This is a genomic window from Pseudomonas sp. NPDC086566 (assembly GCF_050280885.1).
Classification (GTDB): domain Bacteria; phylum Pseudomonadota; class Gammaproteobacteria; order Pseudomonadales; family Pseudomonadaceae; genus Aquipseudomonas; species Aquipseudomonas vlassakiae.
In genome coordinates this window covers 687861-714118 of record NZ_JBNNWD010000001.1, presented here as the reverse complement: position 1 = coordinate 714118, position 26258 = coordinate 687861, and the positions used below count along the sequence as shown (strand labels likewise).

The following is a 26258-nucleotide window of genomic DNA, read 5'->3' as shown; positions in this document are numbered from 1 at the left end:
CCCCTTTCAATGGAACAGTCACTTGATGCTGATTGGCGCCGTCACGCTTTGCCCCAGTGCCGACTTGACGGTGATCGTCGCCGGTGTCGCCGGGCCGCTGCCGGTAGTGGTCACCGACAACCGCCAGCGGGCCCCGCTGCCTGCCGCCGTCAGCGTCGCCGTGCCCAGGTTCAGCGGGCCACTGGTGGTGGCTGCGGTCACGCTGATGCTGTTACCGCTGGCCACCGAGGTGGTGCCGGAGATGTCCCAGGTGTAGCGGTTATTGCTGCGTACCTGCACAACGGCGCTGCTGACCTGGACCTGGTCCGCGGCTACGGCAGGGCTCACCGCGACACTGACCGTGGCCTGGGTCAGCGAATCGGCACCTTTGGCATCACGCGCCGTGTAGGCAAAGCTGGCGGTGAACGGCGTGTCGACCGTGGCCGGCGGGGTATAGGTCACGGTGCTGCCATCGGTGCTGACCGTACCCTTGCCGGAGTCCGGCTGGTTGAGGTCCCTGATGGTCAGCGGCAGGTTGCCTTCGGGGTCGGTGTCATTGGCCAGCACATTGATCACGATCGGCTTGCCGGCCGTGGTCGCGGCGCTGTCGTTGTTGGCCACCGGTGGCTTGTTGGCGGTGTCGGTGTTGGTATTGCTGGCGGTGCGGAAGGTTGGCAGGCCCACCGACGCCATGTACTGCACGCCATCCCAACCCGGCAGCGGGGTCGGCATCACCTGGAACTGGCCCGGGTGCTCGATGTCCCAGCGCAACAGCATCGAGTTGTCTTCGTGCTGGGTGTTGTGGCAGTGCTCCATGTAGGTACCGGCGAATTCGCGGAAGTGAATGGCCATTTCCACTTCTGCTGAGGAGTCGGCGTCCGGGCCGATGCGGTAGACGTCCTTGCGCGCCCATTTTTCCCATTCCGGCGGCGCCTTGCCGTCACGGCTGAGGATCACGCCTTCCTCGAAGTGCACGTGCACCGGGTGGCTCCAGCCGTTGCCGCCATTCTTGATCTTCCACACTTCCAGGGTGCCGTCGCCGCTGAAACCCGCCTGGGTCGCTTCGCTGGAAAGCTGCGCTGCCGCCGAGATGCGCCGCGGGTCCATGCCGTAGCCGAAGCCACCGTCGGTCTTGATGGTCCAGGGGGTGGTGTCGGTGCCATCGGAGCGACCGAAGGTGAACTCGCGGTGGCGGGCGGCCTTGATCCTGGCCTGGTCGGCCACGGCGTTGCGATCGATCACCAGCGGGATCATCTTCAGGCCTTCGGCCTTGCCCGGCTTGGCCGGTTCATAGGCGGTCGGATCCATGCTCAGGTCCTGGCCGCTGTAGGGCTGCACGACCAGTTGCATGACCTTGCCCACCACCGGGTCACCGTTTTCCCACTGAGGGCCGTTGCTGGTCTGCTTGATCACGGCCTTGTACTTCTCGGACAGCACGTCGGCCAGCGGGATGGCCTGTTTCGGCCCCTTGCCGGTTTCATGCTCCATGATGTTGACGATGTACAGCTTGTCGCCGACTTTGATCCCGTTCTTGGCGAAGTTGATGATGATGTCGTAGCGCTCGGCGATGCCTTGCAGCGGCAGGATGGCATTGTTGTCGTCGGTCTTGCCGTCGCCGTTGAGGTCCATGGTGCCGTCGAACGGCACGGCGTGTTCCATGATGTTGCCGTCGTTGGCGATCATGTGGAACGGCACGCGGGCGTAGGACACGTTGGACCCGGAAGGGCCCTTGAACTCGCCGCTGTTGCCGGCGACTTCACGTACCACGGCAAACTTGAAGTAGCGCGACACCGAGCCATTGAGGATCCGGAAGCGATAGCTGCGGGCGCGAACCTTGAGCTTGGGCTGGTACTGCCAGTTGACCAGCACCTGGTCGCCGAGGAAGCCGTCGGTGTTGAACGGGTTGAACCACAGCTGGCCGTTCTGATCCCAGGCCTTGTCGGCGATCACCAGGTTGACGTCATAGTCGCGATTGCCCCAGGCCATCCCCGAACCGCTGGGGAAACGCAGGTTGACCCCGTCCTGCAGCGCTTCGTTGCCGCGGTCGATGGCGCTGTAGTAGTTCATCATCACGGCGTTGCCCTTGTAGACGTTCTGCGCCGTGAAATCCAGCATGTGGTCGTGGAACCAGTGGGTACTCATGGTTTCGTGCCAGTCGCCGCGAATCTTGATGCTGCCGTTCTCGCAGGTCTTGAGCCCCGGGTTGGCGTCGTTGACGAACAGGGTTTCACCTGGCGAGCAAGGGAAGGCGGCGCGCGGGTCCTCGGCACGGGTGTTGATGGTGTCGTAACCGGCCAGCTGGATCGGCCAGCGGTAGTCGTAGTACTGGCCGGGGAAGAAATAGGCGTTGGCGAAGCCATCGCTCTCGGCCGGCGAGTGACCGTTGTGCTCGTGGGTGGAAATGGTGTGCAAGCCAAAGCCTGCGTTCGCCGCCGGGTCGATCGGCAGCGCGTTGTAGTGGCGCATCAGCACCGGCTGGCCATAACGGACCATCAGCAGTTTGGCCGGGAAGGTACCGTCGAAGGTCCACAGCGACTTGTGGTTCTGCAGCGGCATGTTCGGGTGGAAACGGGTGTCGATGCCCTTGGTGGTGCCGAGGGTGGTCGGGATGTCCGATGTCTGGTAATACAGCCCGCCCGGTGCGAACTCGCCGACGGCATAGTTGTGCAGCTGCTTGCGGTCACGCAGCCCCTGGTTGATGCGTGCGCCTGCCTGCGCAGTCTTGAACGCCGCCTGAGGGTAGAACTCGTTCCAGCGCTGGTGCGACCAGCCTTTTCCTGGTGGCCGGCCTTCTGCCGGCGAGCCGACCGAATTACGGTTGAGGAACATCTCGATCTGCGCTTTCCATGGGTTGCGGTCCAGGGTGTTGGCGTACTGGGTTGGGTACGGGTACAGGCCCGGTTGCTTTAGGAAGGCTTCCAGGGCATTGCCGTTGGGGCTGCTGCGCGCGACCACGTTGGGGTCTTGCGCAGGTTCCGGGCCGAGTGTGGGGACCGGGAAGGTCAGCGTCGGCGGCGGCAGGTTGGGGTCGAGTTTTTCCGGGCCGAATTCTTCGAACAGCAGCAGTTGCTGGGTGAAAGGCTGCGCACCGAACAACGGGCTCGGCTTGCCGTTGGTGGGGTAATTGCGCGCCGTCTGCAGGGCGGGCGGCAGCACGTTGTCGACCCGGTTGCTGGTACGGTCACCGTACACCCCGTTCTGCAGTTCCAGCGAACCTTGGTTGGCTTCCGGCAGGTTGAACAGGTTCAGCAGCGCGGGCGTGGGGTCAGCCGGCTGGTCATCGTAGTGCGACGGGTCTGTCGGCGGTGGCTGGCTGACATCATCCAGCGAGGCGGCCATGGCTGAGATCAGCCCGAGGCTGAGCATCAGTGCGGTCACGGCGGACAATCTGAAGGCGTGGCTGGTGGGGTGGATCACGGCAGGTATTTTCATTGCCTGGTGCCTCGCTCGCGGCTAAATGGCTAAGAGCCATCAATGGCGTATTGCCGGGTTTTGTATGGCCCGAGCAACGGCTGTGCCAACGGAGCTTTGGGTAATACTTTGTTAAACAAACCTTTGTGATGCCTGAGGTGCGTTAAATAACAAGGTATCAATGATCGGGTGTAGGTCCCCGAAACTGGGGTGGAGCGGGGCCCAACTGCGGTGATGGGACTGGTGACAATTCTTGTTCAGCGCTGTATACATGACGGCCACCAAGGGGAGCCCGGCAACGGGCTGAGAAACCGCTGGCACCTGCAGCGCGGTGACCCTTCGAACCTGATCCGGATAATGCCGGCGAAGGGATGGGACTGCCGACCTGCCTTTTGCCGGCCTCACTGCGAGGCCACACCATGACCGAACGCTTCAGCGAAACCCTGCAACGCCAGAACCAGCCGACCTGGACGGCGGCCGTCGGCCATCGCTTCGTCACCGAACTCTGCGACGGCAGCGTGGCCGACCCGATCATGATCCGCTACCTGGTCCAGGACCACCGCTTTCTCGACAGTTTCCTGACCTTGCTCGGCGCCGCCATTGCCACCGCCGACACCTATGAGGCCCGCCTGCGTTTCGGCCGCTTCGCCGGGATGATCTCCAGCGACGAGAACACCTATTTCCTGCGTGCGTTCGAAGCCCTCGGTGTCAGCCCGGCGCAGCGTGCCGAGCCCGCCGACACTGCACCGACCGCCGGTTTCAAGGCCATCATGCGCGAGGCGGCGGCCACCCGGTCCTACGCCGCCGCACTGGCGGTGCTGAACGTTGCCGAAGGCCTGTACCTGGACTGGGCCCGCCAGGCACCCAAGCCATTGCCAGCCAGCTTCGTCTACGCCGAATGGATCACCCTGCACGACAACCCGGCGTTCTGCGATTTCGTCGCCTTCCTCAAGGCCGAACTGGACCGGGTAGGCCCCCAGGAGGCCGCATTGGCCAGTGATTTCTACGCACGTACCGTTGAACTGGAGCTTGCCTTCTTCGACGCCATCTACCGCGAGGAGGCATGAGTATGGATATTTTCGAGCGCTTGAAGGCTGCTATGGCCGGGCAGTGGAACAGCTATGTCGACCACGACTTCGTGCGGCAGATGGGCGAGGGCACCTTGTCGGAAGAAGCCTTCCGCACCTACCTGATCCAGGACTACCTGTTCCTCATCCAGTTTGCCCGCGCTTGGGCGCTGGCTGCCTACAAGAGCCGCCTGCCGGCGGATATCCGTGCTGCCCAGGCGGGCCTGGCGGCGATTCTCGACGAGACCGAACTGCACCTGCGCCTGTGCGCGCGGTGGGGGTTGTCGCAGGCTGATATCCAGGCTGCGCCTGAGCACCAGGCGACCGTGGCCTACACCCGTTATGTGCTCGACTGCGGCGCGGCCGGTGACCTGCTTGAGCTGCACGTGGCGTTGGCGCCGTGTGTGATTGGTTACGCCGAGATTGGCCGCACGCTGGCGGAGCGCATTGGCGACCTGAGCGGACACCCGTACCGGGAATGGATTGGCGAATATGCCGGGGAGGCTTACCAGGGAGTGGCTGCGGCGGCGCGCAAGCATCTGGATGAACTGGCGGCGCGGAGCATGACCGAGCAGCGGTTTGTCGAGTTGGCACAGATCTTTGGCCAGGCTTCACGGCTGGAGGCCGATTTCTGGCAGATGGGGCTGGATGGCGTGGCCTGAGGCTGGGCTGAGGCTTCAATCGGACGTTTTGGGGGAGGTTTTGTGAATCGCCGTGCACATGTACCGCACGGCGATCCGGTCACGTTCGGGCAGGGTGCGGAAGTAGTTGATGAGGTTCACCTCTTCCTTTGTGAGGCGGCGCAGGAACAGGCGTTGGTTGAAGGGAGTGAACGCACGGAGGATGCGGAGCAGAACGGAATCGATTGCCATGGAATCGCCTTGCTGGGTTGTGGGCCTCGTCCGTGAGAGTTTCCGTACTTTGTCAGGGGATAAAGGCGAAGTCTAGCGACATGGGTCAATGATTGGGTGATTGGTCTGCTGACGGCGATGTCGGCAATGACCTGTTGCTGGGCGGTGATGGCAACGACGGTGACGGTGGCGGAATTCATTCTCGCGGGGTGAGGCGATTGAAGCAGAACGGGGGCCGCGTTGCGGCCCCTTTTTTTACTCCTGCCGACCATAATCCCCGAGGTACGCACACCTGACCGTCGAAAAGCAGCCGGGCCGTGCGTACCAGCCCGCAGCCGATCAGCGCGCCTTGTTGCAGTGTCACTTCGATACTGAACTCGCCACTGGGGTGCTCCACCGACAGACGCTGGTGCTCTTCCGTGCCGATGACGGCAATACCCTGGGTCACCGTGCCCTCGATCAGGCAGGCCGTGGCGGCACTGACCGCACCAAATACGCCAATGGAGGCATGGCAGCGGTGCGGAATGAACGAGCGTGTACTGATCGTGCCGCCATGGCGTGGCGCCGACACCAGGCACATCTTCGGCACGTTGCGCTGGCTGACGTCGCCCAGATTCATGCGTGGCCCCATCTGCAGGCGGATCGACTCCAGGCGCGCCTTCAGCGCGTCGTCGCCATCCAGCGCTTCACAGCTTTCCTGGCCGCTCACGCCCAGGTCCTCGGCGCGCAGCAGGATGACCGGCATGCCATTGTCGATGCAGGTCACCTCAACGCCGTCGACCCGGTCGCGGCTGTTGCCGGTCGGCAGCAGCGCCCCGCAACTGGAGCCGGCAATGTCGGCGAAATTGATCAGTAGAGGCGCGGCGTGCCCGGGCACGCCGTCGATGCGGGTATCGCCGGCATACTCCACTTGCCCGTGGGGCGTGGGCACCTGGGCGATCGCCAGCTGGCCGGTGTTCTCCATGAAGATGCGCACGGCGGTGACCGGTCCATCGACCTTGACCAGGCCACGTTCGATGGCGAACGGCCCGACCCCGGCAAGAATGTTGCCGCAGTTCTGGCCATAGTCGACGCGTGCCTCATCCACCAGCACCTGGGCGAACAGATAGTCGACATCGGCGCCTGCGCGTTGCGAGGGGCGGATGATGGCCACTTTGCTGGTGAGTGAGTCCGCTCCGCCGATGCCGTCGATCTGGCGGCTGTCGGGCGAGCCCATGACTGCCAGCAGTACGCGATCGCGCAGGCTACCGTCGCTGGGCAGGTCGTCCTGCAGGAAGTACGCGCCCTTCGAGGTGCCGCCGCGCATGAGCAGACAGGGGATGCGGGTCTGGCTCATGGTCATTGCTCCAGGTCGGCAAGCTGGTCGACGTAGCGCAGGCCTTTGGCGGCCAGGCGAGGGCGCATCTCGTAGATGTCCAGGCCCAGCTCACCGGCAGCCAGGCGCAGGCGTTTGCGCTCCTCCAGTTCGGCGCGCGCGGTCGCTGCGTGCAGCACGCTGGTAGCTTCGCCATGGCGCACCACGACCACGCCGTCATCATCGGCAACGATGATGTCACCAGCATTGACCAGCTGCCCGGCGCACAGCAGTGGCAGGTTGACCGAACCCAGTACTTCCTTGACCGTGCCTTGGGCATTGATGGCCCGGGACCACACGGCAAAGCCCATGTCGCGAAGGGTCTGGCTGTCGCGCACGCCGGCGTCGATCACCAGGGCGCGCACGCCGTGAGCCTTGAGCGAGGTTGCCAGCAGGTCGCCGAAGTAGCCGTCACAGCACGGCGAGCTGGGCGCCACCACCAGCAGGTCGCCCGGGCGACACTGTTCGACAGCGACATGAAACATCCAGTTGTCACCCGGTGCTACCAGCACCGTCACGGCCGTACCGGCCAGGGCGATGCCTTGCTGGATCGGGCGCAGGCCGCAGTCGAGCAGGCCTTTGCGGCCCTGGGCTTCGTGTACCGTTGCCACGCCCAGGCGGCCCAGGGCTTCTACCACCTCGGCCGGTGCCCGGGGAATGGTGCGCACGACCACGCCAGTCTTGCCGATCAGCGCGTTCATGCCAGGTTCTCCGTCACCCGCGGGAAGATGCTTTGCAGGCCCTCGGCGTAGACGATGTTGCGGGCGCTGGTGATGCCCACATTGCGTTTGGCCTGCACGCCGCGCTGCAGGGCGACGCGGGTGTAGTACTCCCACAGGTGTTCCTGGCCGGCCATGCACTGAATGGCCGCGTATTTCTTGTCCCACACCGGGGTGATGTCCAGGAAGGTGTCCGGGCGCCATTCGCACTGCTCCGGCTGGTGCGGCTCGAAGGCGTAAACCGGCGGTGCAGCGACGATCTGCTCACCCGGTTTGTAGCCTTCGGCCTGGGCGATGATGCGGGCTTCCTGGGCCAGGTTCATGGCCAGCGGGTGGTCATAGTTGTACGGGTCCCTGAGCGAGTGGCTGAGGACGAACTCAGGTTGCACCCGGCGATAGACATCCGCCAGGCGCAGCAAGGTGTCGCGGTCGGCGCGCATCGGGTAGTCGCCGATGTCGAAGAACTCGACGCTGGCACCGAGTATCTCGGCGGCGGCCAAGGCTTCATTGCGACGCGCGGCCTTGACCTTGGCCTCGGTCATCTCGCCCTTGCGCCACAGCTTTGCGGACTCGCCGCGCTCGCCGAAGGACAAACAGACCACGTGTACGGCATAGCCTTGTGCGGCGTGGAGGGCGATGGCGCCACCGGCCCGCCAGACGAAATCGGCGGAATGGGCGCTGACTACCAGGGCGGTTTTTTGTGCTGCGTTCATCGGGTTTGGCTCCTGCGAGGGGTGAACGGCAGGATGTCACTGGCGGGTACGGCGGGCTAATGCGTTCAATGGGTTCAGGTATACGTTTTACTTATTGCCGGCTGGCGGCAGGCTGGGCATAGTCAGCAAAATAGCGCGTCGACTAGCCGGAGTGCCGATGAACGAGCCGGAATTGCCCAACCTGATGCAGGTGCGTGCCTTTGTCCGCGTAGCCGAGGCGGGTAGCGTGTCGCGTGCGGCGCAGCTGTTGTTCCGGGCGCAATCGGTGGTCACCCGGGCGATCGCCGAACTGGAGTCGCGCCTGGCCGCGCCGCTGTTCGAGCGCCATGCCAACGGTATGCGCCTGACTGATTACGGCCACTGCGTGTTGCCTCGGGCGCAGCGGGTGCTGGCGGAGCTGGGCAGTGTGCCGCAGGTGGTCGGTGCTCCGGCGGTGGAGCCGCTGTACCTGTTCCAGGCACGTCGGCTGGAAGTGTTCGTCAAGCTCTGCGAAACCCGCCACATGCAGACCGTTGCCAGCCATTTCGGGCTCAGCCAGCCAGCCGTGAGTTCGGCCCTCAAGGTACTTGAGGGTGGTTGCGGCCAGGCGCTGTTCGAACGCACCCCGCGGGGCTTGCAACCCACGTCTGCCAGCCAGGACATCCTGTTCCCGATCCGCCGTGCACTGAATGAGCTGCGCCACATCGACAGCGACCTCAGTGCCATGCATGGCAGCCTGCAAGGTGTGGTGCACGTGGGGGCGCTGCCGCTCGGGCGCTCACGCATCCTGCCGGAGGCCATCCTGCGTTTTACCGCCGCGCATCCGCTGGTGCAGGTGATCACCAATGAGAGCCCGTTCGACCTGCTGGCGACCGAGTTGCGTGTCGGCGACGTGGACTTCGTGCTGGGTGCATTGCGCCCGGGTGACTATGCCAGCGACCTGACCGGGGAGCCGTTGATCACCGAACAGATCGTGCTGCTCGCCAGGCGCGGCCATCCGCTGTTGCAGCGCCAGCTGAGCCTGGCCGCGGTGCGCGAGGCGCGCTGGGTGTTGCCGCGCTCGGGCTCGCCGGCCCGCTATCAGCTGGATGCCTGTTTCGCCGCAGCCGGGTTGGCTGGCCCACGGCCGGTGGTGGAGAGCGCGGACCTGGCGATCATTCGTGGCCTGTTGCTGCACTCGGACATGCTGGCAGCGGTGTCCGAGCATCAACTGGCCCACGAGATCGCCAGTGGCGAACTGCAGCGCTTGCCGTTGGCACTGCCCGATACCGAGCGGGCCATCGGCCTGACCTGCCGCAATGGCTGCCTGCATTCACCGGCGGCAGCGGCACTGATGGCCTGCATCCGCCAAGTGATTGCCGAGTAGTCCGGCTTATAGCAGGTTCAACGGGTAGCTGACGATCAACCGGTTCTCATCGAAGCTGTTGGTGCTGCCCCAGTTACGACGCTGGTTTGAGTTGCGCCATTTGACGTTGAGCGCTTTCAGCGGGCCGGACTGGATCACGTAAGCCAGCTCGATCTCGCGCCCCCACTCGGTGCCGTCCTGGGTGCTGGCGTTGTGCACGTTGTCGCCGTGGATATAGCGGTTCATCAAAGTCAGGCCGGGAACGCCGAGCACCACGAAGTTGAAGTCGTGGCGCAACTGCCAGGAGCGCTCCTGGGCGCTTTCATAGCTGGAGCCGAACGCATCGTTGGCCAGCGTGCCGCCACTGGCGCCGTTGACCCGGAACCATTCGTCATCGCCCATGACCTTCTGCAGCCCGAGGTAGAAGGTGTTGCCGCCGTACCGGGCGGAAAACAGCCCGGAGGCGGTGCGGTTGTCCAGCTCGCCGGCCTTGGCGCTGCCATCGTCCTTGCCCCAGAAGTAGCCAAGGTTGGCGCCCAGTACCCAGTCGCCCAGCGCTTGCTGGTGCTGCAGTTGCAGGTAGTTCTGCTGGTAGATGTCTTCGAGGCGGGCATGCCACAGGCCGAGCAGGGTGCTCTGCTGGTTGAAGCGGTACTCGCCGCCGACGAAGTCGAAGCGGTCAGAGGTGAACGCGGTGCGGGTGAACAGGCTCATGTCCTGCATGCTGGCGTCGTTGCGCGGGCTGTTCTGACGGAACTGGCCGCCGTACAGCGTCAGCCCGGCCAGTTCATTGGACGTGAGCTGGGCGCCCTGGAAGGTTTGCGGCAGCGAGCGGCCATCGTCGGCACGCAGGACGGGCAGGGCCGGTGACCATTCCCCGACCTTCAGTTCGGTCTTCGAAAGGCGCATCTTGCCGGCCACCGCCGTGCGCCCGAAGTCATCCGCCGGGCGACCATCGTCGTGCACGGGCAACAGTTGCGTGCCGGCGGTGCCTTTGCCGCCATCGAGCTTGATGCTGTACAGGCCCAGCACGTCCACGCCGAAACCGACGGTGCCCGGGGTGAAGCCGGACTTCAGGTCGAGAATGAAACTCTGCGTCCATTCCGCCGCTTTGTTCTGGCTGGCATCGCCGGTGTAGTCGCGGTTCATGTAGAAGTTGCGCAGGGTCAGGTTGGCCTTGGTGTCATCCAGAAAGCCGTCGGCGCCTGCCGACAAGGGCAGGCTGGCCGCCAGGGCGACACCCGGCAGGAGGGGGTAGAACTTGCGAGATTTCATTATTGTTGTTTCTCTTTATGTTGGGCAAAGCGCTGCCTGCCAGCAGCCTGAAAGCGCTGGGGGCGTGGGTTGTGTTGTAGGTTGCGGGGCCGGAGTGGCCCCTTTCGGTCAGCGGCTGGCTTTACCGGCTACTTAGTAGCGCACTTGCTGATTGCGGGTTTTCATGAAGTCATCAAGGCTTTGCCCGCGCATGGCGGCGTAAATATCCAGGTTGGAAACACCCAGCACCGCGCCGAGCTTTTCCAGCACGAAGAAGATCACGCCATGGTGGATCAGCCCGCGCCAGTCGCGGCGGCGCAGCAGGTCGCGCTCCGCCTCGTCGAGCCCGGCCTCTTCATACAGCGCCTCGGGTTCGGTCAGAAAACGCTCACGCCATTGCGGCTCGATCAGGCGGTGCAGGAACTTGTTCAGCTGATAGCCCAGGGCACTGCGTTCAAGGGTATAGGGGTAAGTCCCGGCCAGCCGCTCGACGCCAGCCAGCTGATGCTGCATGTGCTGGCGGTGGCGCTCGTTGACCGGCGCCGGCAGGCCCTGGTCGAGGTTTTCCAGCAGCAGGGTGGCGATGCCGGTCATCGAGGGCAGGTAATAGCTCTGGTGCTTGCGTTCGACCTGGGCCGACAACGCGCCACGCATGATCAGCCAGGTGATCACTTCCGCACCTTCCATACCGCCGAGGGTGGCGTATTCGGCCAGGGTCATCTCGGTCAGTTGCTGCGGATCATTGACCAGCAGTTCCATGAACCGGGCATCCCACTCCGGGTTGTTGAAGCCGCAGCGTTCACCATGCACTTGGTGCGACACGCCGCCAGTGGCGACGATTGCCACCTTGAGGTCTTCCGGGTAACTCTCGATGGCCCGGCGCAGGGCCTGGCCCAGCTTGTAGCAGCGCCGCGCCGTGGGGATCGGCAACTGCAGCACGCCCACCTGCAGCGGCACGATCTGCACTGGCCAGCCCTCGTCGCACGGCAGCAGCGCCGACATTGGCGAGAAAAAGCCATGGTCCAGCGGCTTGTCGCGGAAGAAGCTCATGTCGAACTCGTCGGCCATCAGGCTCTGGCCGATGTGACGCGACAGCGCTGCATGGCCGCCGACTGCGGGCAGATCGCGCGGGTTGCCACCTTCGTCGGCCACGCCGTACTGGTCGTCGACCCCCAAGGCAAAGGCGCTGTAGTGGTCGAAGAAGAATGAGGTGACATGGTCGTTGAAGATGTAGAACAACACGTCCGGCTGGTTCGCCTGCAACCACGTACGGATCGGCTCGAAGCTCTGGAAGATCGGCGCCCAGGCGGCTTCCTGCTGTTTGTCGTGATCGACGGCAAAGCCGATGGTCGGGGTGTGGGAGACGGCCAGGCCACCAATGATGCGAGCCATGTAAAGGTCCTCTGTTTCAGTTAGTGCGCGGTTACTGCAGGGTTGGCGCGGCGCCGGGCGTGGCCGTTGGCCAGGATCGCCACGGCGGCGATGAACGCCGGCAGCCCAAGGAAGGTGAACAACAGTGGCAAGCCCAGGCCCAGGCTGAGCACGGCGCCACCGATCAGCGAGCCGAAGATGGCGCCGAAGCGGCCGATGCCGAGCATCCAGCTTACACCGGTGGCGCGGAACTCCGTGGGGTAGTAGCCCGGGGCGAAGGCATTCAGGCCAGTCTGCGCGCCACTCATGCAGAAGCCCGCGGCAGCCACGCCGACCACCAGCAGGCTCGACTCCAGGCTCAAGGCGCCCAGGCTGACGATGCACAGCCCGCCCAGGGCGTAGGCGACGGCGATGACCCGGTTGGGGTTGCGCCGGTCCATGATCCAGCCGACCACGATGGCGCCCACGGTGCCTGCTGCGGGATCAGCCAGGCCGCCAGGAATCCACCCAGCCCCGAGCCCATGTTGAAGCCGGTGAACATGACGGTGATCAGCAGTGAACGGCAACGTTCAGGCAGGTACTCGGCCAGCAGGGTGGTGCTGTTGGGCATCGCAGCACCTAGCGCGATGCCGGTCAGCAGGCGTAGCACCGCCAGTTCGTAAGGGTTGCGGGCGAAGGCGCAGGCCAGGCTGAGCAGGCTGAAGCCGGTGACGGCGATCAGCAGCACTTTCTTGCGCCCCAGGCGGTCGGCGTAAGGGCCGGCGGTGAGCGCGCCGATGGCCAGGCCGATCATGCCAGCGCTCATTACCGGGCCGAACGCTGCACGCGACAGGCCCCAGTCCTGCATCAACGAAGGGGCGATGAAACCCATGACGGCTACGTCGAAGCCATCGAACAGCACGATCAGAAAACACAGCGACAGGATCAGCCACTGATAAGGCGAAACAGGGCGGCTGTCGATCCAGTCTTTGACGTCGACAGCAGCGTCGACCGCGGGCTTGAGCATGTGTGGTCACCTTTTGTTCTTGTAGTGGTGAGTAGTCCGGATGGAGAACCACCGCGCCGGATTTCGGCGGCAGGTGACTGTAAGGCCTGCCCGGCAGCAGGCGCCTCCGGGAAATGCTTAATGGGATATCGAATCTGCTTATCGGGCGCTTTTCGCACTTGGCGTACTGGGTCATTGATCAGCGCTTGAAAGCACGGCTTTTCATCCTTCACATGCGATAAGCCGTGATTATGAAGCCTTAGAATTCTCTTGAAATGTGGCCAAGCAAGGAAGAAAATCCCCGCGTAATTACATGGTACGTATCATGTTACGAAATCGTAGGAGCAAACATGGCCCGGGGCGGTATCAACAAAGCGGTAGTGCAGCAGGCGCGGCAGGTGCTGATCGCCCGGGGGGAATACCCCAGCATCGATGCGGTACGTATCGAGCTGGGCAATACCGGGTCGAAAACCACCATCCACCGCTACTTGAAAGAGCTTGAGGGCCCCAAGCCTGTGGCACTGCAAGGGCAGGCTGCGCTCAGCGAGTCGCTGACTCGGCTGGTATCGCAATTAGCCGCGCAGCTACAGGAAGAAGGCGACGCCCGCATCGAGCAGGCTGAAGCGGCGTTCAACGAAGAACGTGACCAGCTTGCCGCGCAGTTGCAGTTGGCACAGCAGGCATTGGCGGCCGCTCACCAGCAACAGCAGATCCAGGCCGCTGCGCTGGCGGCCGAATCGGAGCGCCTGGTGACCGCGCAGCATTCGCTTCAGGCTGAGCAGTTGCGCAGCGCCAGCCTCAGTCAAGCCGTGGGTGAATTGCAATTGCGCCTGGCCGACAAGGAGGAGCAGGTGCGTTCGCTGGAGGACAAGCACCGCCATGCGCAGCTGGAGTTGCGTCAGTTGCAACAAGGCATGATCGCCAAACAGGACGAACTGACCCGCCTGCACCGCGACAACGAACGGATGCTCGGCGAGCATCGCCAGGCCACTAGCGAATGCAAGACCAAGGCCGAACTGCTCGAGCAGCGCGATGCACAGATCCAAGGGCTGCGGACCATCCTTGCGCAGGCGCAGGGTGCCAGTGATGAAATGCGGCGGCAGTTGCATATGCAAACGCAAAGCCTTGAAGAGCACCGTGCGATCTGCTCGGAGCAGAGCAGGCAGTTACAGCAGTTGCAGGACGAACTGCGCAAACGCGACGAAACGCTTCAGGCGCAGAAGGGGCGGCAAGCCGGCAATTGAATCAAACTTCCTGGCGCAGTTGCGTTCTTCCTTAGACATTCCCCAGGAGCGCGCAACATGGAAAAGCCACAGCAACATCAGCAGGGCCCGCATTCTTCAGGCCATGCACAGAAAAAGGACGATTTGGGGTTTGACCCGGATTCTCCAGACCTGAACGATCCGCAGGTGGACCCGCAAGGGCCGGCAAAACCGCCACGGGACGTGGAAAAAAACCACAAGGATCGGTGACTCGGCCCGCCCCATCGCCGCGCTGCGAGCGATGGGGCGGTTGAGCCTCAACCCTCCGCTTGCTTGGCCGCTTCGACACCCGCCGCCGACAGCTTGATTGGATAGCTCACGCTGATCTGGTGGTCATCGTCGACCGCCACGGCGCCATCCTGGATCAGGCCGTGCTCCTGCAGGGTCTTGAGCATCCCGGCCACGGCCTTCTCACCGCGATAGTTGTCCAGTAACTCCTTGCCGAGCCCTTGCGGGTGGGCGTGCAGCAGGCGGGTGAGGATTTCGCTTCGCAATGCATCGTTAGTCATGTATGGCCTCGTGTCGTCGGGCGGTCACTTGCCGTGAGTGGCCTGAAGTGCCTTGGCCTGCTCCAGATGGTGTTCAAGCTTTGGCAGGGTTTCGCTGGCGAAGGCTTTAAGCTCAGGCTTGTCGGAAGACGCTGCTTCCTTCTTGAACAGCTCCACGGCTTTTTCGTGGGCGTCGACCTGGTTGTTGACATAGGACTTGTCGAACGACTCGTCGCGCCATTCGAGGATCATCTTCTTCACTTTATCGGTCAGCGCCGCTTCGTCCGGCACGCTGATGTCCAGCTTGCGGGCGATGTCGCCGAGCTTCTGGTTAGCCGCGGTGTGGTCGGTGACCATCTGCTGGGCAAACTTCTTGATTTCAGCGTTCTGGCTTTTTTCCAGGGCCAGGTTCCCGGTGACCACCTCGGCGATGCCGGATTCGGTGGCGGCCTCGACAAAGTCGTCGGAAGTGGCGGCCAGTGCCTGCAGCGATGCCATGCCCAGTACCAGCGAAAGCCCAGCGCGTTTGATGAACAGATTGCTCATGCCTGACTCCTCATAACCGTTGGCGCGACTTCAGTGTCGCGTACGGTTGAGCAGCGGCGACTGGCAAAGGTTTCGTTTTTTTCGGCGCCGGTCGACCATCGAAAGGCACCTGGGCGCTGAACTATAGTCATAACGGGCATACGCTTGAGGACAAGGACTTCCATGGGGGCGGCCAGAAAGCAGGACGAGGACGGGCTGATCACAGCCAGCGGCGAGGGGCGCGCCTTGGCGTTGTTCCGCCTGGTGCTGTCGTTCATGGCCGTGATGATGCTGGCATTCGTGCTGGTCGAGGGCTGGCGTACCTGGCGCGACTATCGTCACGCGTTCAGCAATGCCGAGAACATGGTCACCAACCTCGCCAGGGCGACCAGTCAGCATGCCGAGGATGCCATTCGCCAGGTGGATGCGATCACCGCTGCACTGGCCGAGCGCATCGAAGGCGACGGTTTCGCCAACCTGGACCGCCCTCGGCTGCATGCGTTACTGGCCCAGCAAATGGCGATCATGCCGCAGCTGCATGGCCTGTTCGTGTTTGCTCCGGACGGTAGCTGGGTGGTGACTGATCGCGCTGCGATACCGCCCAAGGCGAACAATGGCGACCGCGACTACTTCATTTACCACCGCCTGCATGCCGATCGCAGCGTGCAGATCGGCTCGGTTGTGCGCAGCCGGACCACGGGCGACCTGGTCATTCCCATCTCGCGCCGGTTGGATAACCCTGACGGCAGCTTCGCCGGGGTATTGCTCGGTACCATCAAGGTGGACTGGTTCGTGCGCTACTACGGTGATTTCAAGATCGATGAACGAGGCGCGCTGGTGCTGGCCAAGCGCGATGGCACCATCCTGGTTCGGCGGCCGTTCGTGGAGCAGGTGGTGGGGCGCAGCTTGGCCAACAGTGAAGTGTTCCGCAATTACCTGCCCTATGCCAACGAAGGCCTGGCCGAAGCAGTGGCAGTGATTGACGGCACCCCGCGGCTCTATGCGTACCGGGCGCTGTCGAGCTACCCGCTGGTGGTAGAGGCGGGCTTGTCCCGGGAATCGATCATCGCGCCCTGGCGGTACGATGTGATCAAGTCGGTTGCGGTACTGCTTCTATTGCTGATCGGCCTGGTGGCGTTCGGCTGGGTGGTGCTGGGCCAGCTGCGCGAGCGTATTGCCATCGAACGGGCGCTGCACCAGGCGCACCAGACCCTCAAGTCACTGGCCCTTACCGACAGCCTGACCGGGCTCGGCAATCGCCGGCGGCTGGATGCGGTGTTCGAGGCCGAGCTCAAGCGGGCTCACCGCCAGGGTTACCCGGTAGCGCTGGTAATGCTCGACCTGGATTACTTCAAACTGTACAACGACCGCTATGGTCACCCCGCCGGCGACCAATGCTTGCGGCGCTTTGCCGAATTGTTGCAGCAAGCGTTGAAGCGCCCGGCGGACTTGGCGGTGCGCTATGGCGGGGAGGAATTCACCATGTTGCTGCCCGACACCGATGCAGCAGGCGCCGAGCTGGTCGTCGATGAGGTCATGCAGTTGTTGCGCCGCCACGCGATCCCCCACGCCGGCAGCCCCTTGGGGGTGGTATCGGCCAGTGCCGGGATTGCGGTTGGCCATCCGGCACGCGATGCCAGCACACCGGAAAACCTGATGGCGGCGGCTGACGCGGCGTTGTATCAGGCCAAACGGCAGGGGCGCGATGGTTATACGGTGGCAGCCGCGTTGGCAGAGCGTTCCGAATGACGGCTCAGTGCAGCGCCAGGCGCATTGCACACCGTCCGGACAAACCCTGCGCGCGCTCTGTTGCCAGAATGCCCTGCAACCTTGCCCCGAGGTGCTGCTCATCGAGCACTTCGAACCCGTACCTCGCATAGAAGGGTCCATTCCAGGCCACGTGCGCAAAGGTGGTCAAGGTCAGCGCCGAGGCACCCCGATGCCGCGCCACCGCACATGCCTGGTCGAGCAACAGCCTGCCGATACCTTGCCCCTGCGACTGCAACCGTACCGAAAGCTCGTGAACATGCAGCGCCTGACCTTCCAGGCTCAGGCACACAAAGCCCAGGACCTGCCCTTGGTCATCCTCGGCCAGCAGGCTGCCATGATCGTTAATGAAGGCCTTGTGCGCCAGTTCGTCCAGTCCCTGGGCACTTGCCAACCAGGCCAGTTCGGGCAGCCGCAAGAATGCTTGTGCGGCTGATTGCTCGACTGCAATCAGCTGGGCGATGTCCGCGGGCAGGGCGGGGCGTATATGCATTGTTCAATGTTCCTCCGTCAAGCCAAGGAGCGCCAGGAAAAGAAGGAGCGTCACCCTAGTCCGTCGCCAGCGCCTGTGGCTGCAACTGCCAGCGCACCGAGCTTACGCCTTTTTCCAGGCTCACCCGGCCCACCAGCCGCTCCAGCTGTGCCGGGGCCTGCGGGTTGCCGAGCAGTTCGGCACGCACTTCCAGGCGGGCTGGGTCGGCCAGGTCTTCACTGTGCAGCGATTGCAGGCGCAACTGTGGGTCGCCCAGGCTGTGCAGCATCAGGCTACGCACCTGGATCTCGTCTTCAGCGCGACAGACGATGCGCACCTCGAAACGTTGTTCGACCTCGTTGGCTGGCAGCACCTCCTGGCGGTCCAGACGCTGGGCGATATCGCGCAGCAGGATGTTGGCACACAGCACCATCAGGCTGCCCAGCGTTGCTTCAAGCAACAGCCCGAGGCTGCACAACACACCGACCGCGGCGGTGCACCAGAGTGTGGCGGCGGTGTTCAAGCCTCGCACGTTGAAACCGTCGCGCATGATGACGCCGCCACCGAGAAACCCGATGCCCGATACCACGTAGGCGGCCACCCGCGAGGCATCGTTGGGGGCCATGCCCGGCACCGCCTGGGTCATCAGCACGAACAGGCAGGCACCGGTGCTGACCAGCGCGTTGGTACGCAGCCCGGTCAGGCGTTGGCGCAGTTGGCGTTCGGCACCGATCAGGGCGCCGAGCAGCAGGGCAATGCTGACGCGCAGCAGAAAGACTTTCCAATCCATAGCAAACCTCTTCCACGGGCACACGCCCGCACGGTTGAATAACCAGAAAATGCGCAGGACCACGAAAGGGAAGAGGGGGAAAGCCTTCAAAGGCTGGAGAATTCCACCGCCTGGCCAATGGCGAGACAGTGGCAGGAAGCTGCCGGACTAGCTCGCCGTGTGGGCCTGTCGCAAGCGACTGGGGCTACTGTCCAAAGCAGGACTCCTGTTCAAGGATGCGAAATTGCGTCGCGGACCTTACGCCGCCACCGGCACAGGGTCAAGCGCAAAAACATGACAACGGATTCATGCGCAAATGCCTTGCAGCCGGTCACGCCTGCATGGAAATAAACCTGGGTAATCGGTACCCTTAGCGCCATTTTTCGCCATACCCCGGACCGTTACATGCTGTTCAATCTCACCGTGCTGCTCGGCACCCTGGTGGCCATGGAAGGTGTCGGCACGCTGGCCCACAAGTACATCATGCATGGCTGGGGCTGGTGGCTGCACCGTTCGCACCACGAGCCGCAACTGGGCATGCTGGAAACCAACGACCTGTACCTGGTGGCGCTGGGCCTTATTGCCACGGCGCTGATCGCCCTGGGCAAGGCCGGCCATGCGCCGTTGCAGTGGGTGGGCGCTGGCGTGGCCGGGTATGGGGTGCTGTACGTGCTGGCCCATGATGGCTTCTTTCACCGCCACTGGCCGCGCAAGCCACGGCCGGTCAACCGCTACCTCAAGCGGCTGCACCGCGCCCATCAGTTGCACCATGCCGTCAAGGGGCGCACGGGCAGCGTTTCGTTCGGTTTTTTCTATGCGCCGCCATTGAGGGTGCTCAAGCGCCAGTTGCAGGCGCGGGTGCCACGCGACCGCGGCTGACCCACCAGCCAAACCCGGCTGCGGTAAAGAACATGATCAGGCTGTAGAGCGCGGCTGGTACGGCCATGGTGGCGTTGTTCAGCAACGATGGGCTCAGTGCCAGGGCGATGGCCAAGGTGCCGTTGTGGATGCCGATTTCCATGCCGATGGCAATCGCCTGACGCTTGGGTATGCTCAGCAGCCGTGGTACCCAGTAGCCAAGCGTCAGGCTGATCAGGTTGAACAGCAGGGCCGCCAGGCCCACCACCGGGGCATAGGCGACAACGGTCTGCCAGTCCTTGGCCAGCGCCAGCACGATGGTGAATGCCAAGAACAGCGCGGCCACCAGTTTCATCGGTTTTTCCATGCCTGCGGCAAAGCGCGGCGCCCAACGGCGAATCAGCATACCCAGGGCCACCGGCAGCAGGACAATGGCAAACACCTGCATGACCTTGGCAAATTGCAGCGGGATCGCTTGGTCCGATGCCATGAACCACCCCAGCGACAGGTTCACCAGCAGTGGCATGGTCAGGATCGCGATCAGCGAATTGACCGCTGTCAGGGTGATATTCAGCGCTACGTCGCCGTGGGCCAAGTGGCTGAACAAGTTGGCAGTGGTGCCACCCGGGGAGGCCGCCAGCAGCATCAGGCCGACCGCCAGCGCCGGCTCCAGGCCAAAGCCGTTGGCGATCAGGAAGCACACCAGCGGCAACAGCAGGATCTGGCAACACAGGCCGACCACCACCGGTTTCGGGTATTTCACCACGCGGGCGAAATCGGCCAGCGTCAGTGACAGGCCCAGGCCGAGCATGATGATGCCCAGCGCCAGAGGGAGGAATGCAGTCAGCAAGGGAGAGGCGGTCATGGCCAGGCACTCGGGCAAAGGATGCAGGCAGTCTAGGCCGGCCTTGCGGGTTGGCTAATCGCAATGCGCCAGTACTTGGTAACCGTTTGTTACCGGATTGCCGGTGAACCTTGCCGCACAGCCGCTGCATGCCGCGTTGCGATAGGCGCTGCGGCGCAGTAGCATTCCGCTTTTTGCCGAGGATTAGCCTGTCATGCCGTTCCAGCAAGGTCTGCTTGCCACCCCTGTGCCGGCCCACGCCCGCCACCTGTTCTTTGCCCTGCAGTCGCCCGAGGCGTTGCCTGCCGTACTGGATGCATTATTGCCACAGGTGGATGGCCAGAACCTGATCCTCGGTGTCGGTGCGCCGCTGGTGAAAGCCTTGGGGCGTGACGTACCTGGCCTGCGCGCCTTCCCGCAGCTGGATGCCGCAGTGGAGAACCCCAGCACCCAACACGCCTTGTGGCTGTGGCTGCGGGGCAACGAGCGGGGGGATTTGCTGCTCCAGGCCCAGGCGCTGGAACAGGCGCTGGCCCCGGCACTGCACCTGGCGGACAGCGTCGACGGCTTTTTGCACCACGGTGGCCACGACCTGACCGGTTACCAGGACGGCACCGAGAACCCGTTGGACCTGGATGCCGTGGACGCCGCCATTCTGGCCGGCGAGCAGCCGGGGCTGGCCGGTTCCAGCTTCGCCGCCTTCCAGCTGTGGAAGCATGACCTGGCGTATTTCAAGTCACTGCCCCAGGCCGACCAGGACAACATCATCGGCCGGCGCCTGAGCGACAACGAAGAACTCGATGACGCGCCGGAGTCGGCCCACGTCAAGCGCACCGCCCAGGAAAGCTTCGCGCCAGAGGCCTTCATGGTGCGCCGCTCGGTCGCCTGGGCCGACAGCCGCGGCGCAGGCCTGGCGTTCGTCGCCCTGGGCCGTAGCTTCGATGCCTTCGAAGTGCAACTGCGGCGCATGAGCGGCCTGGAAGACGGCATCATCGACGGCCTGTACCGCTTCAGCCGGCCGCTGACCGGCGGCTACTACTGGTGCCCACCCATGACTAAGGCGGGTCTGGACCTGAGCGCGCTGCTGCAGGCGTGACCATAAAACATCCAGATACAGAATCACCGGCTGGCGCCGGATAGAGCGGCTAGCCTTGGAAGTTTCCGACTCATGACGGGAGCTTTGCCATGTACAAGCGTCGCGATGTCCTACGCGCCAGTGCGGCTTTGGCGCTGGTTGCCGCCAGCCCCTGGCTGCAGGCCGCCGGCGCTGGCGGATTGCTGACGCGCAAGGTCCCGTCCACCGGTGAGGCCTTGCCGGTGATTGGTGCTGGTACCTCTGGCAGCTTTGAAGTCGAAGCCGGCTCTGCCGGGTACCAGCAGCTCAAGGCGGTGCTCAAGGCGTTCTTCGACGGTGGCGGCAAGGTCATCGACACCTCGCCCAATTATGGCGGCGCCGACCGCATTCTCGGCCAGTTGCTGGAGGAGGGTGGCTGGCACAAGCAGTGCTTCATCGCCACCAAGATCGCCGCCGACAGCCAGGCCGAAGCGCAAGCGCAATGGGCCGGCACGCTCAAGAGCCTGCGTACCGACACGGTCGACCTGTTGCAGATTCACAACCTGCGAGACTGGAAGGAGCAACTGCCCTACGCACGCGTGCTCAAGCAGCAGGGCAAGACCCGTTACGTCGGTATCACCCATTACCTGAACAGCGGCCACGAAGACGTGGCGCGCATCGTCCGCAGCGAGCCGCTGGACTTCATCCAGATCAACTATTCGGTGAATGCCCCGCACGCCGCGCGCGAACTGTTGCCGATGTGCCAGGACAAGGGCGTCGCCGTGCTGGTCAACCGTGCCTTCGACGACGGCCGGCTGTTTGCCAGGGTCAAGGACCAGGCCTTGCCGGCATGGGCGGCCGAGGCCGGAATCGGCAGCTGGGCGCAGCTGTTTCTCAAGTTCGCCATCAGCCATCCGGCCGTGACCACGGTCATCCCCGCGACCGGGCGTCCTGAACGCCAGCTTGACCAGCTCAAGGCAGGGCATGAGCCTCTGCTCAGCCAGGCGCAGCAGCAAGCGCTGATCAAGCAGTTCGCCTGAGGCCATGGGCAACTGGCGCAAGCGCCTGGACGAGGGGCTGAGTATCCAGCCAGGCGAGGGCCCGGCAGTCATCGCTGGGCTGTTGTTGTTCTACCTGCTGTTCACCGGCTATTTCATGCTGCGCCCGGTGCGCGAAACCATGGGTGTGGCGGGTGGTGTCGACAACCTGCAATGGCTGTTCACCGGAACGTTCGTTGCCACCCTGGCCTGCCTGCCGTTGTTCGGCTGGCTGGCCTCGAAGGTACGTCGCCGGCATATCCTGCCCTGGACCTATGGTTTCTTCGCCAGCAACCTGTTGCTGTTCGCTGTGCTGTTTGCAGTGAATCCAGAGGATGTGTGGAATGCCCGGGCGTTCTATATATGGCTGTCCGTGTTCAACCTGCTGAGCATTTCGCTGGCCTGGAGCGTGCTTACCGACCTGTTTTCCACAGAGCAAGGCAAGCGCTTGTTCGGCCTGCTGGCCGCCGGGGCCAGCCTGGGAGGCCTGAGCGGGCCGATCCTGGGCACCCTGCTGGTGGCGCCGCTGGGGCACGCCGGGTTAGTGCTTCTGGCCGCGCTGTTGCTGTTGGGCAGCGTATTCGCCTGCCTCGTATTGCAACGCTGGCGTGATCACAACCCGTTTCCCGTGGCGGATGAACAGCCCTCATCGCGCCCGTTGGGCGGCAATCCCTTTGCTGGCGCGACGGCCGTGTTGCGTTCGCCTTATTTGCTGGCAATCGCCTTGTTCGTCACGCTGCTCGCCAGCGTCAGCACGTTCTTGTACTTCGAACAGGCTCGCATCATCAGCGAAACCTTCACCGATCGTACCCGCCAGACCCAGGTGTTCGGCCTGATCGACACGGTGGTGCAAGCGCTGGCGGTCCTCACACAGGTGTTTCTCACCGGCCGCCTGGCCAGGCGCTTGGGGGTAGGGGTGTTGCTGGTGGCGGTACCCCTGGTGATGGCTGCCGGCTTCGTATGGCTGGCCCTGGCGCCGGTATTTGCCGTGTTCGTGGTAGTGATGGTGGTGCGCCGGGCAGGTGAATATGCGCTGGTGCGGCCGGGCCGCGAGATGTTGTTCACGGTGTTGCCGGCCGAAGACAAATACAAGGCGAAGAATTTTCTCGACACCGTGGTCTATCGCGGTGGCGATGCCCTGAGTGGCTGGCTCAAACGTGGCCTGGACCTGCTGGCTGATCACCCGCAGCTGGCGATGCTGATCGGCACTGCGCTGGCGGTGGGCTGGGCGTTCACCGGCGCCTGGCTGGGAAGGCGGCAGCGCCAGGCAGAATCCGCTGGCGCGCCAAATAATCCGTCGCCGCTTATTTAACGCCACCGGTCCGAACCCTTCGCAATAAAACGAATCCCCCGTTATGGCCGAACTCCCACCTTATGTACGGCGCAGCGCCGTGCACCTTCGAAGCCACAAGAGGTGAGTGACCATGGCCAGTAAAGAGAACAGCCGCACCGGCAGCCAGGGTGGCAACAAGAACCCAGGCAACTTCGCCAACGACCGCGAAAAAGCATCCGAAGCAGGGCGCAAAGGCGGCCAGAGCTCTGGCGGCGGGCGCAGCAGCAGTAGCGAGTCGAGCCGCAAGGGCGGCCGTTCGTAACGAAGGGAACGCGGTGCCAGGGCAACCTGGCACCGCGATTGACCGCACTGGGAGGTCCTATGCACCTGAAGCCCCTGATCGTCTTGCTTGGCAGCCTCACGCTGCTCGGCGGCTGTTTCGACCGCGACAACAACCATCCTGGCAAGGACAACGACTCGAGCAAGGCGTCGGTGCAGATGCAGCAGCATGACGAAAAACCCGCGCCGCAACCTGCACCGGATCCAGAGCCTATGCCGCGAGATGACAAAAGCCAATGATTGCATAAGGAGCATGGCATGACGGTAATGACCCGCAACCTTGCCGCTGCCGCCGCAGCCCCGACGACGGACTGCCTGCTTAAGCGTTACCAGACCATGCTGGAAGGGTTTGATGATAGCGCCGCCCCTTGGCTTGAAAAGCAGCTCGCACGCGCCGAGCAATTGCCAGACGACCTGCCGGACTCCCCGGGCCAGTTGGCTGAGTGGAGTGCGCAGCATGCCGCCCAGGTGGCCAGCGATTACTCGGCCTATCTTGCCGAACGGCAGCGTGGCGCGCCGCGGCGCTATTTCAGCAATCGTTCACAGGCGATGTGGTTTCTGCAGCAGGTGGCGCCGACCAAGGCCGTGGACGGCGCCTGGCTGCAGGGCACCTTGCAGCACTGGGCGGACCCGCGCTATCACGGCTTGATCCACACCTATCTGGAAGAGCTGGGCAATGGCGACCCGCGCTGCAATCACGTGCTGATCTATCAGCGCCTGTTGAGCCGCCTCGGTTCGCATCCGCTGCTGCTGCCTGATGACCGCTATCTGCAAGGTGCGTTGCAGCTTGCCTTGGGGCAACACAGTGAGCGCTTCCTGCCCGAGGTGATCGGCTACAACCTCGGTTATGAACAGCCGCCGCTGCACCTGCTGATCACCACCTATGAACTGGCGGAACTGGGCATCGATGGCCATTACTTCCAGCTGCATGTGACCATCGACAACGCGGCCAGCGGTCATGCGCAGAAGTCGATACAAGCTGTGCAGCAACTTTGCCCCGCAGGTGAAGAAGCACAATTCTATGCGCGTGTGCGTCGAGGCTATCGCCTCAATGAGCTGGGCATCGACACCCCCAGCCTGATTGCCAGTTTCGACCTGCACGCGCAGCTGATGGCTGCGCTGGAGCAAAAAAGCCTGTACGGGCGCTTCATGCATGCCGACCGCTGCCGCTTGCAGAAGCGCACCATCAACCAGTGGCTGGCCGAGCCGGGCGCGATGCCTGCGTTTGTTGACGCCATGTGCGAGCAAGGATGGATCAGGCGCGGCGAAGACCCCAGCCAAAGCCGTTGGTGGAAGGTGATCGAAGGGCCGTCGGCCCCGATGTACGGCGTATTCACGGTTTACGAAAAGCAGCTTTGGCATGACTGGATAGCGGCTGACTGGCAAGCCCCGCTGCGCCGTGTGCAGCCCGGCAGTTGGGAGCCACAGTTGGACATGGACGCAGCACCAGATCCATTACCCGCCGATCAGGACATCCCCGCACTGATCGAACGCATGCTGGGCAATCGCCATGCGTCCCCGGACGGCCTGCTGGCCACCCGGGCTTATCTGCAAGCCACAGGTCTCGCTCAGGAGGAGCCCCATTGATGATGCTGGAACCTCAACAAGCTCGCGCCGATGAGGCGCTGCTGCAACTGGGCAGGCGCTTGCGTGCCGACGGTTATCGCTTTACCTGCGTGACGCCTGCCACCCATGGGCGCAACAACGCGCGGGCAGGTGCCGAGCGCGCGATGACCTTGCGTGACGTGTTTGGCTGGAGCCGCCCCTTTGCGCCGTCTTTGCTGTCAGCTGATGAATTGCAGCAACTGCAGCAAGCGCAGCTACTCACCGAGGCAGAGGGTTTGCTGCGCAGCAAAGTGCGCTTCGCCAGCCTCGACGAGTTGTTGCTGGTGCATTCCGCTTACCCGACCGAGGCCAGCGATGCGGTGTTCTTTGGCCCCGACAGCTACCGCTTCGCCCAGGTCATCCATGACCACCTGCAGCGTCGCCATACGCGCGTACAGCATGCCGTGGACATCGGCTGCGGCAGCGGTGTGGGCGCCTTGCTCATTGCCCGGGCGGCGCAGCATGCCCAGGTCAGCGCGGTCGACATCAACCCCTTGGCCCTGCGCTACACCGCCATCAACGCTGCCTTGGCCGGGGTGAGCAATCTGTCGGTGGAACCGAGTGACTTGCTCGATGGCATTACCGGCACCTTCGACCTGATCGTCGCGAACCCTCCTTACATGCTCGATGCCGGGCAACGGACCTATCGCCACGGCGGTGGATCACTGGGCGCAGAACTGTCACTGCGCATCGTCGAGCAGGCGTGTGAACGCCTCAGCGCCCACGGCTCGTTGTTGTTGTACACCGGGGTGGCCATCATCGAAGGCCGAGATGCACTGCTTGAGGCCGTGCGCTTGCGCCTGGCCGGCCCGCAATGGTCGTGGAGCTATCGGGAAGTCGACCCCGACGTGTTCGGCGAGCAACTGGACGAAGCGGGTTATGAGCGGGTCGAGCGTATTGCCGCAGTCGCCCTGACCGTTACACGCAATGGGTAACG

General features: G+C 63.6%; 25 protein-coding genes, 2 pseudogenes and 1 riboswitch. Of the genes and pseudogenes, 14 read left to right on the top strand and 13 right to left on the bottom strand.

Annotated elements, in window-relative coordinates; genetic code table 11:
• Positions 1 to 18: 18 nt before the first annotated feature.
• Positions 19 to 3411 carry an Ig-like domain-containing protein gene (locus ACQKPS_RS03425; RefSeq protein ID WP_427602710.1) on the bottom strand — a complete coding sequence of 1131 codons (3393 nt, stop codon included), beginning with the start codon at positions 3409 to 3411 and terminating at the stop codon, positions 19 to 21.
• 253 nt (positions 3412 to 3664) lie between these two features.
• Positions 3665 to 3779, top strand: a riboswitch (TPP riboswitch).
• A gap of 30 nt (positions 3780 to 3809) precedes the next feature.
• Here ACQKPS_RS03425 and ACQKPS_RS03420 point away from each other — a divergent pair.
• Both ACQKPS_RS03420 and tenA read left to right on the top strand, forming a co-directional pair.
• Positions 3810 to 4457 carry a TenA family protein gene (locus tag ACQKPS_RS03420; protein WP_254485412.1) on the top strand — a complete coding sequence of 216 codons (648 nt, stop codon included), beginning with the start codon at positions 3810 to 3812 and terminating at the stop codon, positions 4455 to 4457.
• Positions 4454 to 5119: a thiaminase II gene (gene tenA, locus ACQKPS_RS03415; RefSeq protein WP_254485413.1), complete on the top strand. Its 666-nt coding sequence runs from the start codon at positions 4454 to 4456 to the stop codon at positions 5117 to 5119. The genes ACQKPS_RS03420 and tenA overlap by 4 nt, the downstream gene beginning before the upstream one ends.
• Positions 5120 to 5134: 15 nt before the next feature.
• On the opposite strand, the gene ACQKPS_RS03410 is transcribed toward tenA, so the two are convergent.
• From ACQKPS_RS03410 to galB, 4 genes are all read right to left on the bottom strand, one after another.
• Positions 5135 to 5329 carry a hypothetical protein gene (locus ACQKPS_RS03410; RefSeq protein ID WP_254485414.1) on the bottom strand — a complete coding sequence of 65 codons (195 nt, stop codon included), beginning with the start codon at positions 5327 to 5329 and terminating at the stop codon, positions 5135 to 5137.
• Positions 5330 to 5504: 175 nt separating this feature from the next.
• The gene (locus ACQKPS_RS03405; RefSeq protein ID WP_254485415.1) at positions 5505 to 6644 is read right to left on the bottom strand and encodes a 4-oxalomesaconate tautomerase; all 1140 of its coding nucleotides are present in this window, start codon (positions 6642 to 6644) and stop codon (positions 5505 to 5507) included.
• A gap of 2 nt (positions 6645 to 6646) precedes the next feature.
• Positions 6647 to 7363, bottom strand: coding sequence for a 4-carboxy-4-hydroxy-2-oxoadipate aldolase/oxaloacetate decarboxylase (locus tag ACQKPS_RS03400; protein WP_283724143.1), 717 nt, complete (start codon positions 7361 to 7363; stop codon positions 6647 to 6649).
• On the bottom strand, positions 7360 to 8094 hold the full coding sequence (gene galB / locus ACQKPS_RS03395; protein WP_254485417.1) for a 4-oxalmesaconate hydratase: 735 nt from the start codon (positions 8092 to 8094) through the stop codon (positions 7360 to 7362). The genes ACQKPS_RS03400 and galB overlap by 4 nt, the downstream gene beginning before the upstream one ends.
• 157 nt (positions 8095 to 8251) lie before the next feature.
• Here galB and ACQKPS_RS03390 point away from each other — a divergent pair, with 157 nt between their 5' ends.
• Positions 8252 to 9439: a LysR family transcriptional regulator gene (locus ACQKPS_RS03390; RefSeq protein WP_427602707.1), complete on the top strand. Its 1188-nt coding sequence runs from the start codon at positions 8252 to 8254 to the stop codon at positions 9437 to 9439.
• Between the two features lie 6 nt (positions 9440 to 9445).
• Here the strand turns inward: ACQKPS_RS03390 and ACQKPS_RS03385 are convergent, their stop codons facing one another.
• The 3 genes and pseudogenes from ACQKPS_RS03385 to ACQKPS_RS03375 form a co-directional block, all read right to left on the bottom strand.
• Positions 9446 to 10693 (bottom strand): OprD family porin, encoded by a 1248-nt coding sequence (locus ACQKPS_RS03385; RefSeq protein WP_254485419.1) that lies wholly within the window; start codon positions 10691 to 10693, stop codon positions 9446 to 9448.
• A gap of 132 nt (positions 10694 to 10825) precedes the next feature.
• A complete protein-coding gene (locus ACQKPS_RS03380) occupies positions 10826 to 12064 on the bottom strand; it encodes a gallate dioxygenase (RefSeq protein WP_427602705.1) in 1239 nt (412 codons plus the stop codon).
• A 20-nt stretch (positions 12065 to 12084) separates the two neighbouring features.
• Positions 12085 to 13049, bottom strand: a pseudogene (locus ACQKPS_RS03375) (MFS transporter).
• Positions 13050 to 13378: 329 nt separating this feature from the next.
• Here ACQKPS_RS03375 and ACQKPS_RS03370 point away from each other — a divergent pair.
• A complete protein-coding gene (locus tag ACQKPS_RS03370; RefSeq protein WP_283724148.1) occupies positions 13379 to 14272 on the top strand; it encodes a DNA-binding protein in 894 nt (297 codons plus the stop codon).
• Positions 14273 to 14329: 57 nt separating this feature from the next.
• A complete protein-coding gene (locus ACQKPS_RS03365; RefSeq protein ID WP_254485423.1) occupies positions 14330 to 14500 on the top strand; it encodes a DUF6021 family protein in 171 nt (56 codons plus the stop codon).
• Positions 14501 to 14547: 47 nt separating this feature from the next.
• Here ACQKPS_RS03365 and ACQKPS_RS03360 read toward each other — a convergent pair whose 3' ends face one another.
• Positions 14548 to 14799 carry a hypothetical protein gene (locus ACQKPS_RS03360; RefSeq protein ID WP_254485424.1) on the bottom strand — a complete coding sequence of 84 codons (252 nt, stop codon included), beginning with the start codon at positions 14797 to 14799 and terminating at the stop codon, positions 14548 to 14550.
• 24 nt (positions 14800 to 14823) lie between these two features.
• On the bottom strand, positions 14824 to 15324 hold the full coding sequence (locus ACQKPS_RS03355) for a DUF4142 domain-containing protein (protein ID WP_176506274.1): 501 nt from the start codon (positions 15322 to 15324) through the stop codon (positions 14824 to 14826).
• A gap of 162 nt (positions 15325 to 15486) precedes the next feature.
• Here ACQKPS_RS03355 and ACQKPS_RS03350 point away from each other — a divergent pair, with 162 nt between their 5' ends.
• Positions 15487 to 17052: a sensor domain-containing diguanylate cyclase gene (locus tag ACQKPS_RS03350; protein WP_427602702.1), complete on the top strand. Its 1566-nt coding sequence runs from the start codon at positions 15487 to 15489 to the stop codon at positions 17050 to 17052.
• Between the two features lie 4 nt (positions 17053 to 17056).
• Here the strand turns inward: ACQKPS_RS03350 and ACQKPS_RS03345 are convergent, their stop codons facing one another.
• Both ACQKPS_RS03345 and ACQKPS_RS03340 read right to left on the bottom strand, forming a co-directional pair.
• Positions 17057 to 17563 (bottom strand): GNAT family N-acetyltransferase, encoded by a 507-nt coding sequence (locus tag ACQKPS_RS03345; RefSeq protein WP_427602700.1) that lies wholly within the window; start codon positions 17561 to 17563, stop codon positions 17057 to 17059.
• A 55-nt stretch (positions 17564 to 17618) separates the two neighbouring features.
• On the bottom strand, positions 17619 to 18332 hold the full coding sequence (locus tag ACQKPS_RS03340) for an MgtC/SapB family protein (RefSeq protein WP_313201038.1): 714 nt from the start codon (positions 18330 to 18332) through the stop codon (positions 17619 to 17621).
• Between the two features lie 384 nt (positions 18333 to 18716).
• Here ACQKPS_RS03340 and ACQKPS_RS03335 point away from each other — a divergent pair, with 384 nt between their 5' ends.
• Entirely contained in the window at positions 18717 to 19190 is a 474-nt protein-coding gene (locus tag ACQKPS_RS03335) for a sterol desaturase family protein (protein ID WP_254485427.1), read from the top strand.
• Here ACQKPS_RS03335 and ACQKPS_RS03330 read toward each other — a convergent pair.
• Positions 19147 to 20034, bottom strand: coding sequence for a bile acid:sodium symporter family protein (locus ACQKPS_RS03330; RefSeq protein ID WP_254485428.1), 888 nt, complete (start codon positions 20032 to 20034; stop codon positions 19147 to 19149). The genes ACQKPS_RS03335 and ACQKPS_RS03330 overlap by 44 nt on opposite strands.
• Before the next feature lie 193 nt (positions 20035 to 20227).
• Between ACQKPS_RS03330 and ACQKPS_RS03325 the strand changes: the two genes are divergently transcribed.
• The 7 genes and pseudogenes from ACQKPS_RS03325 (at position 20228) to ACQKPS_RS03295 (ending at position 26256) form a co-directional block, all read left to right on the top strand.
• Entirely contained in the window at positions 20228 to 21109 is an 882-nt protein-coding gene (locus tag ACQKPS_RS03325; RefSeq protein WP_427602697.1) for a Dyp-type peroxidase, read from the top strand.
• 89 nt (positions 21110 to 21198) lie between these two features.
• A complete protein-coding gene (locus ACQKPS_RS03320; RefSeq protein WP_254485430.1) occupies positions 21199 to 22107 on the top strand; it encodes an aldo/keto reductase in 909 nt (302 codons plus the stop codon).
• A 4-nt stretch (positions 22108 to 22111) separates the two neighbouring features.
• A complete protein-coding gene (locus ACQKPS_RS03315; RefSeq protein ID WP_254485431.1) occupies positions 22112 to 23416 on the top strand; it encodes an NTP/NDP exchange transporter in 1305 nt (434 codons plus the stop codon).
• Between the two features lie 157 nt (positions 23417 to 23573).
• Positions 23574 to 23699 (top strand): annotated as a pseudogene (locus tag ACQKPS_RS03310) (KGG domain-containing protein); the annotation flags it as partial.
• A 59-nt stretch (positions 23700 to 23758) separates the two neighbouring features.
• Positions 23759 to 23956 (top strand): hypothetical protein, encoded by a 198-nt coding sequence (locus ACQKPS_RS03305; RefSeq protein ID WP_054884517.1) that lies wholly within the window; start codon positions 23759 to 23761, stop codon positions 23954 to 23956.
• Between the two features lie 18 nt (positions 23957 to 23974).
• The gene (locus tag ACQKPS_RS03300) at positions 23975 to 25303 is read left to right on the top strand and encodes an iron-containing redox enzyme family protein (RefSeq protein ID WP_254485432.1); all 1329 of its coding nucleotides are present in this window, start codon (positions 23975 to 23977) and stop codon (positions 25301 to 25303) included.
• A complete protein-coding gene (locus ACQKPS_RS03295; RefSeq protein WP_254485433.1) occupies positions 25303 to 26256 on the top strand; it encodes a methyltransferase in 954 nt (317 codons plus the stop codon). Before ACQKPS_RS03300 ends, ACQKPS_RS03295 begins: the two co-directional genes overlap by 1 nt.
• Positions 26257 to 26258: the final 2 nt, after the last annotated feature.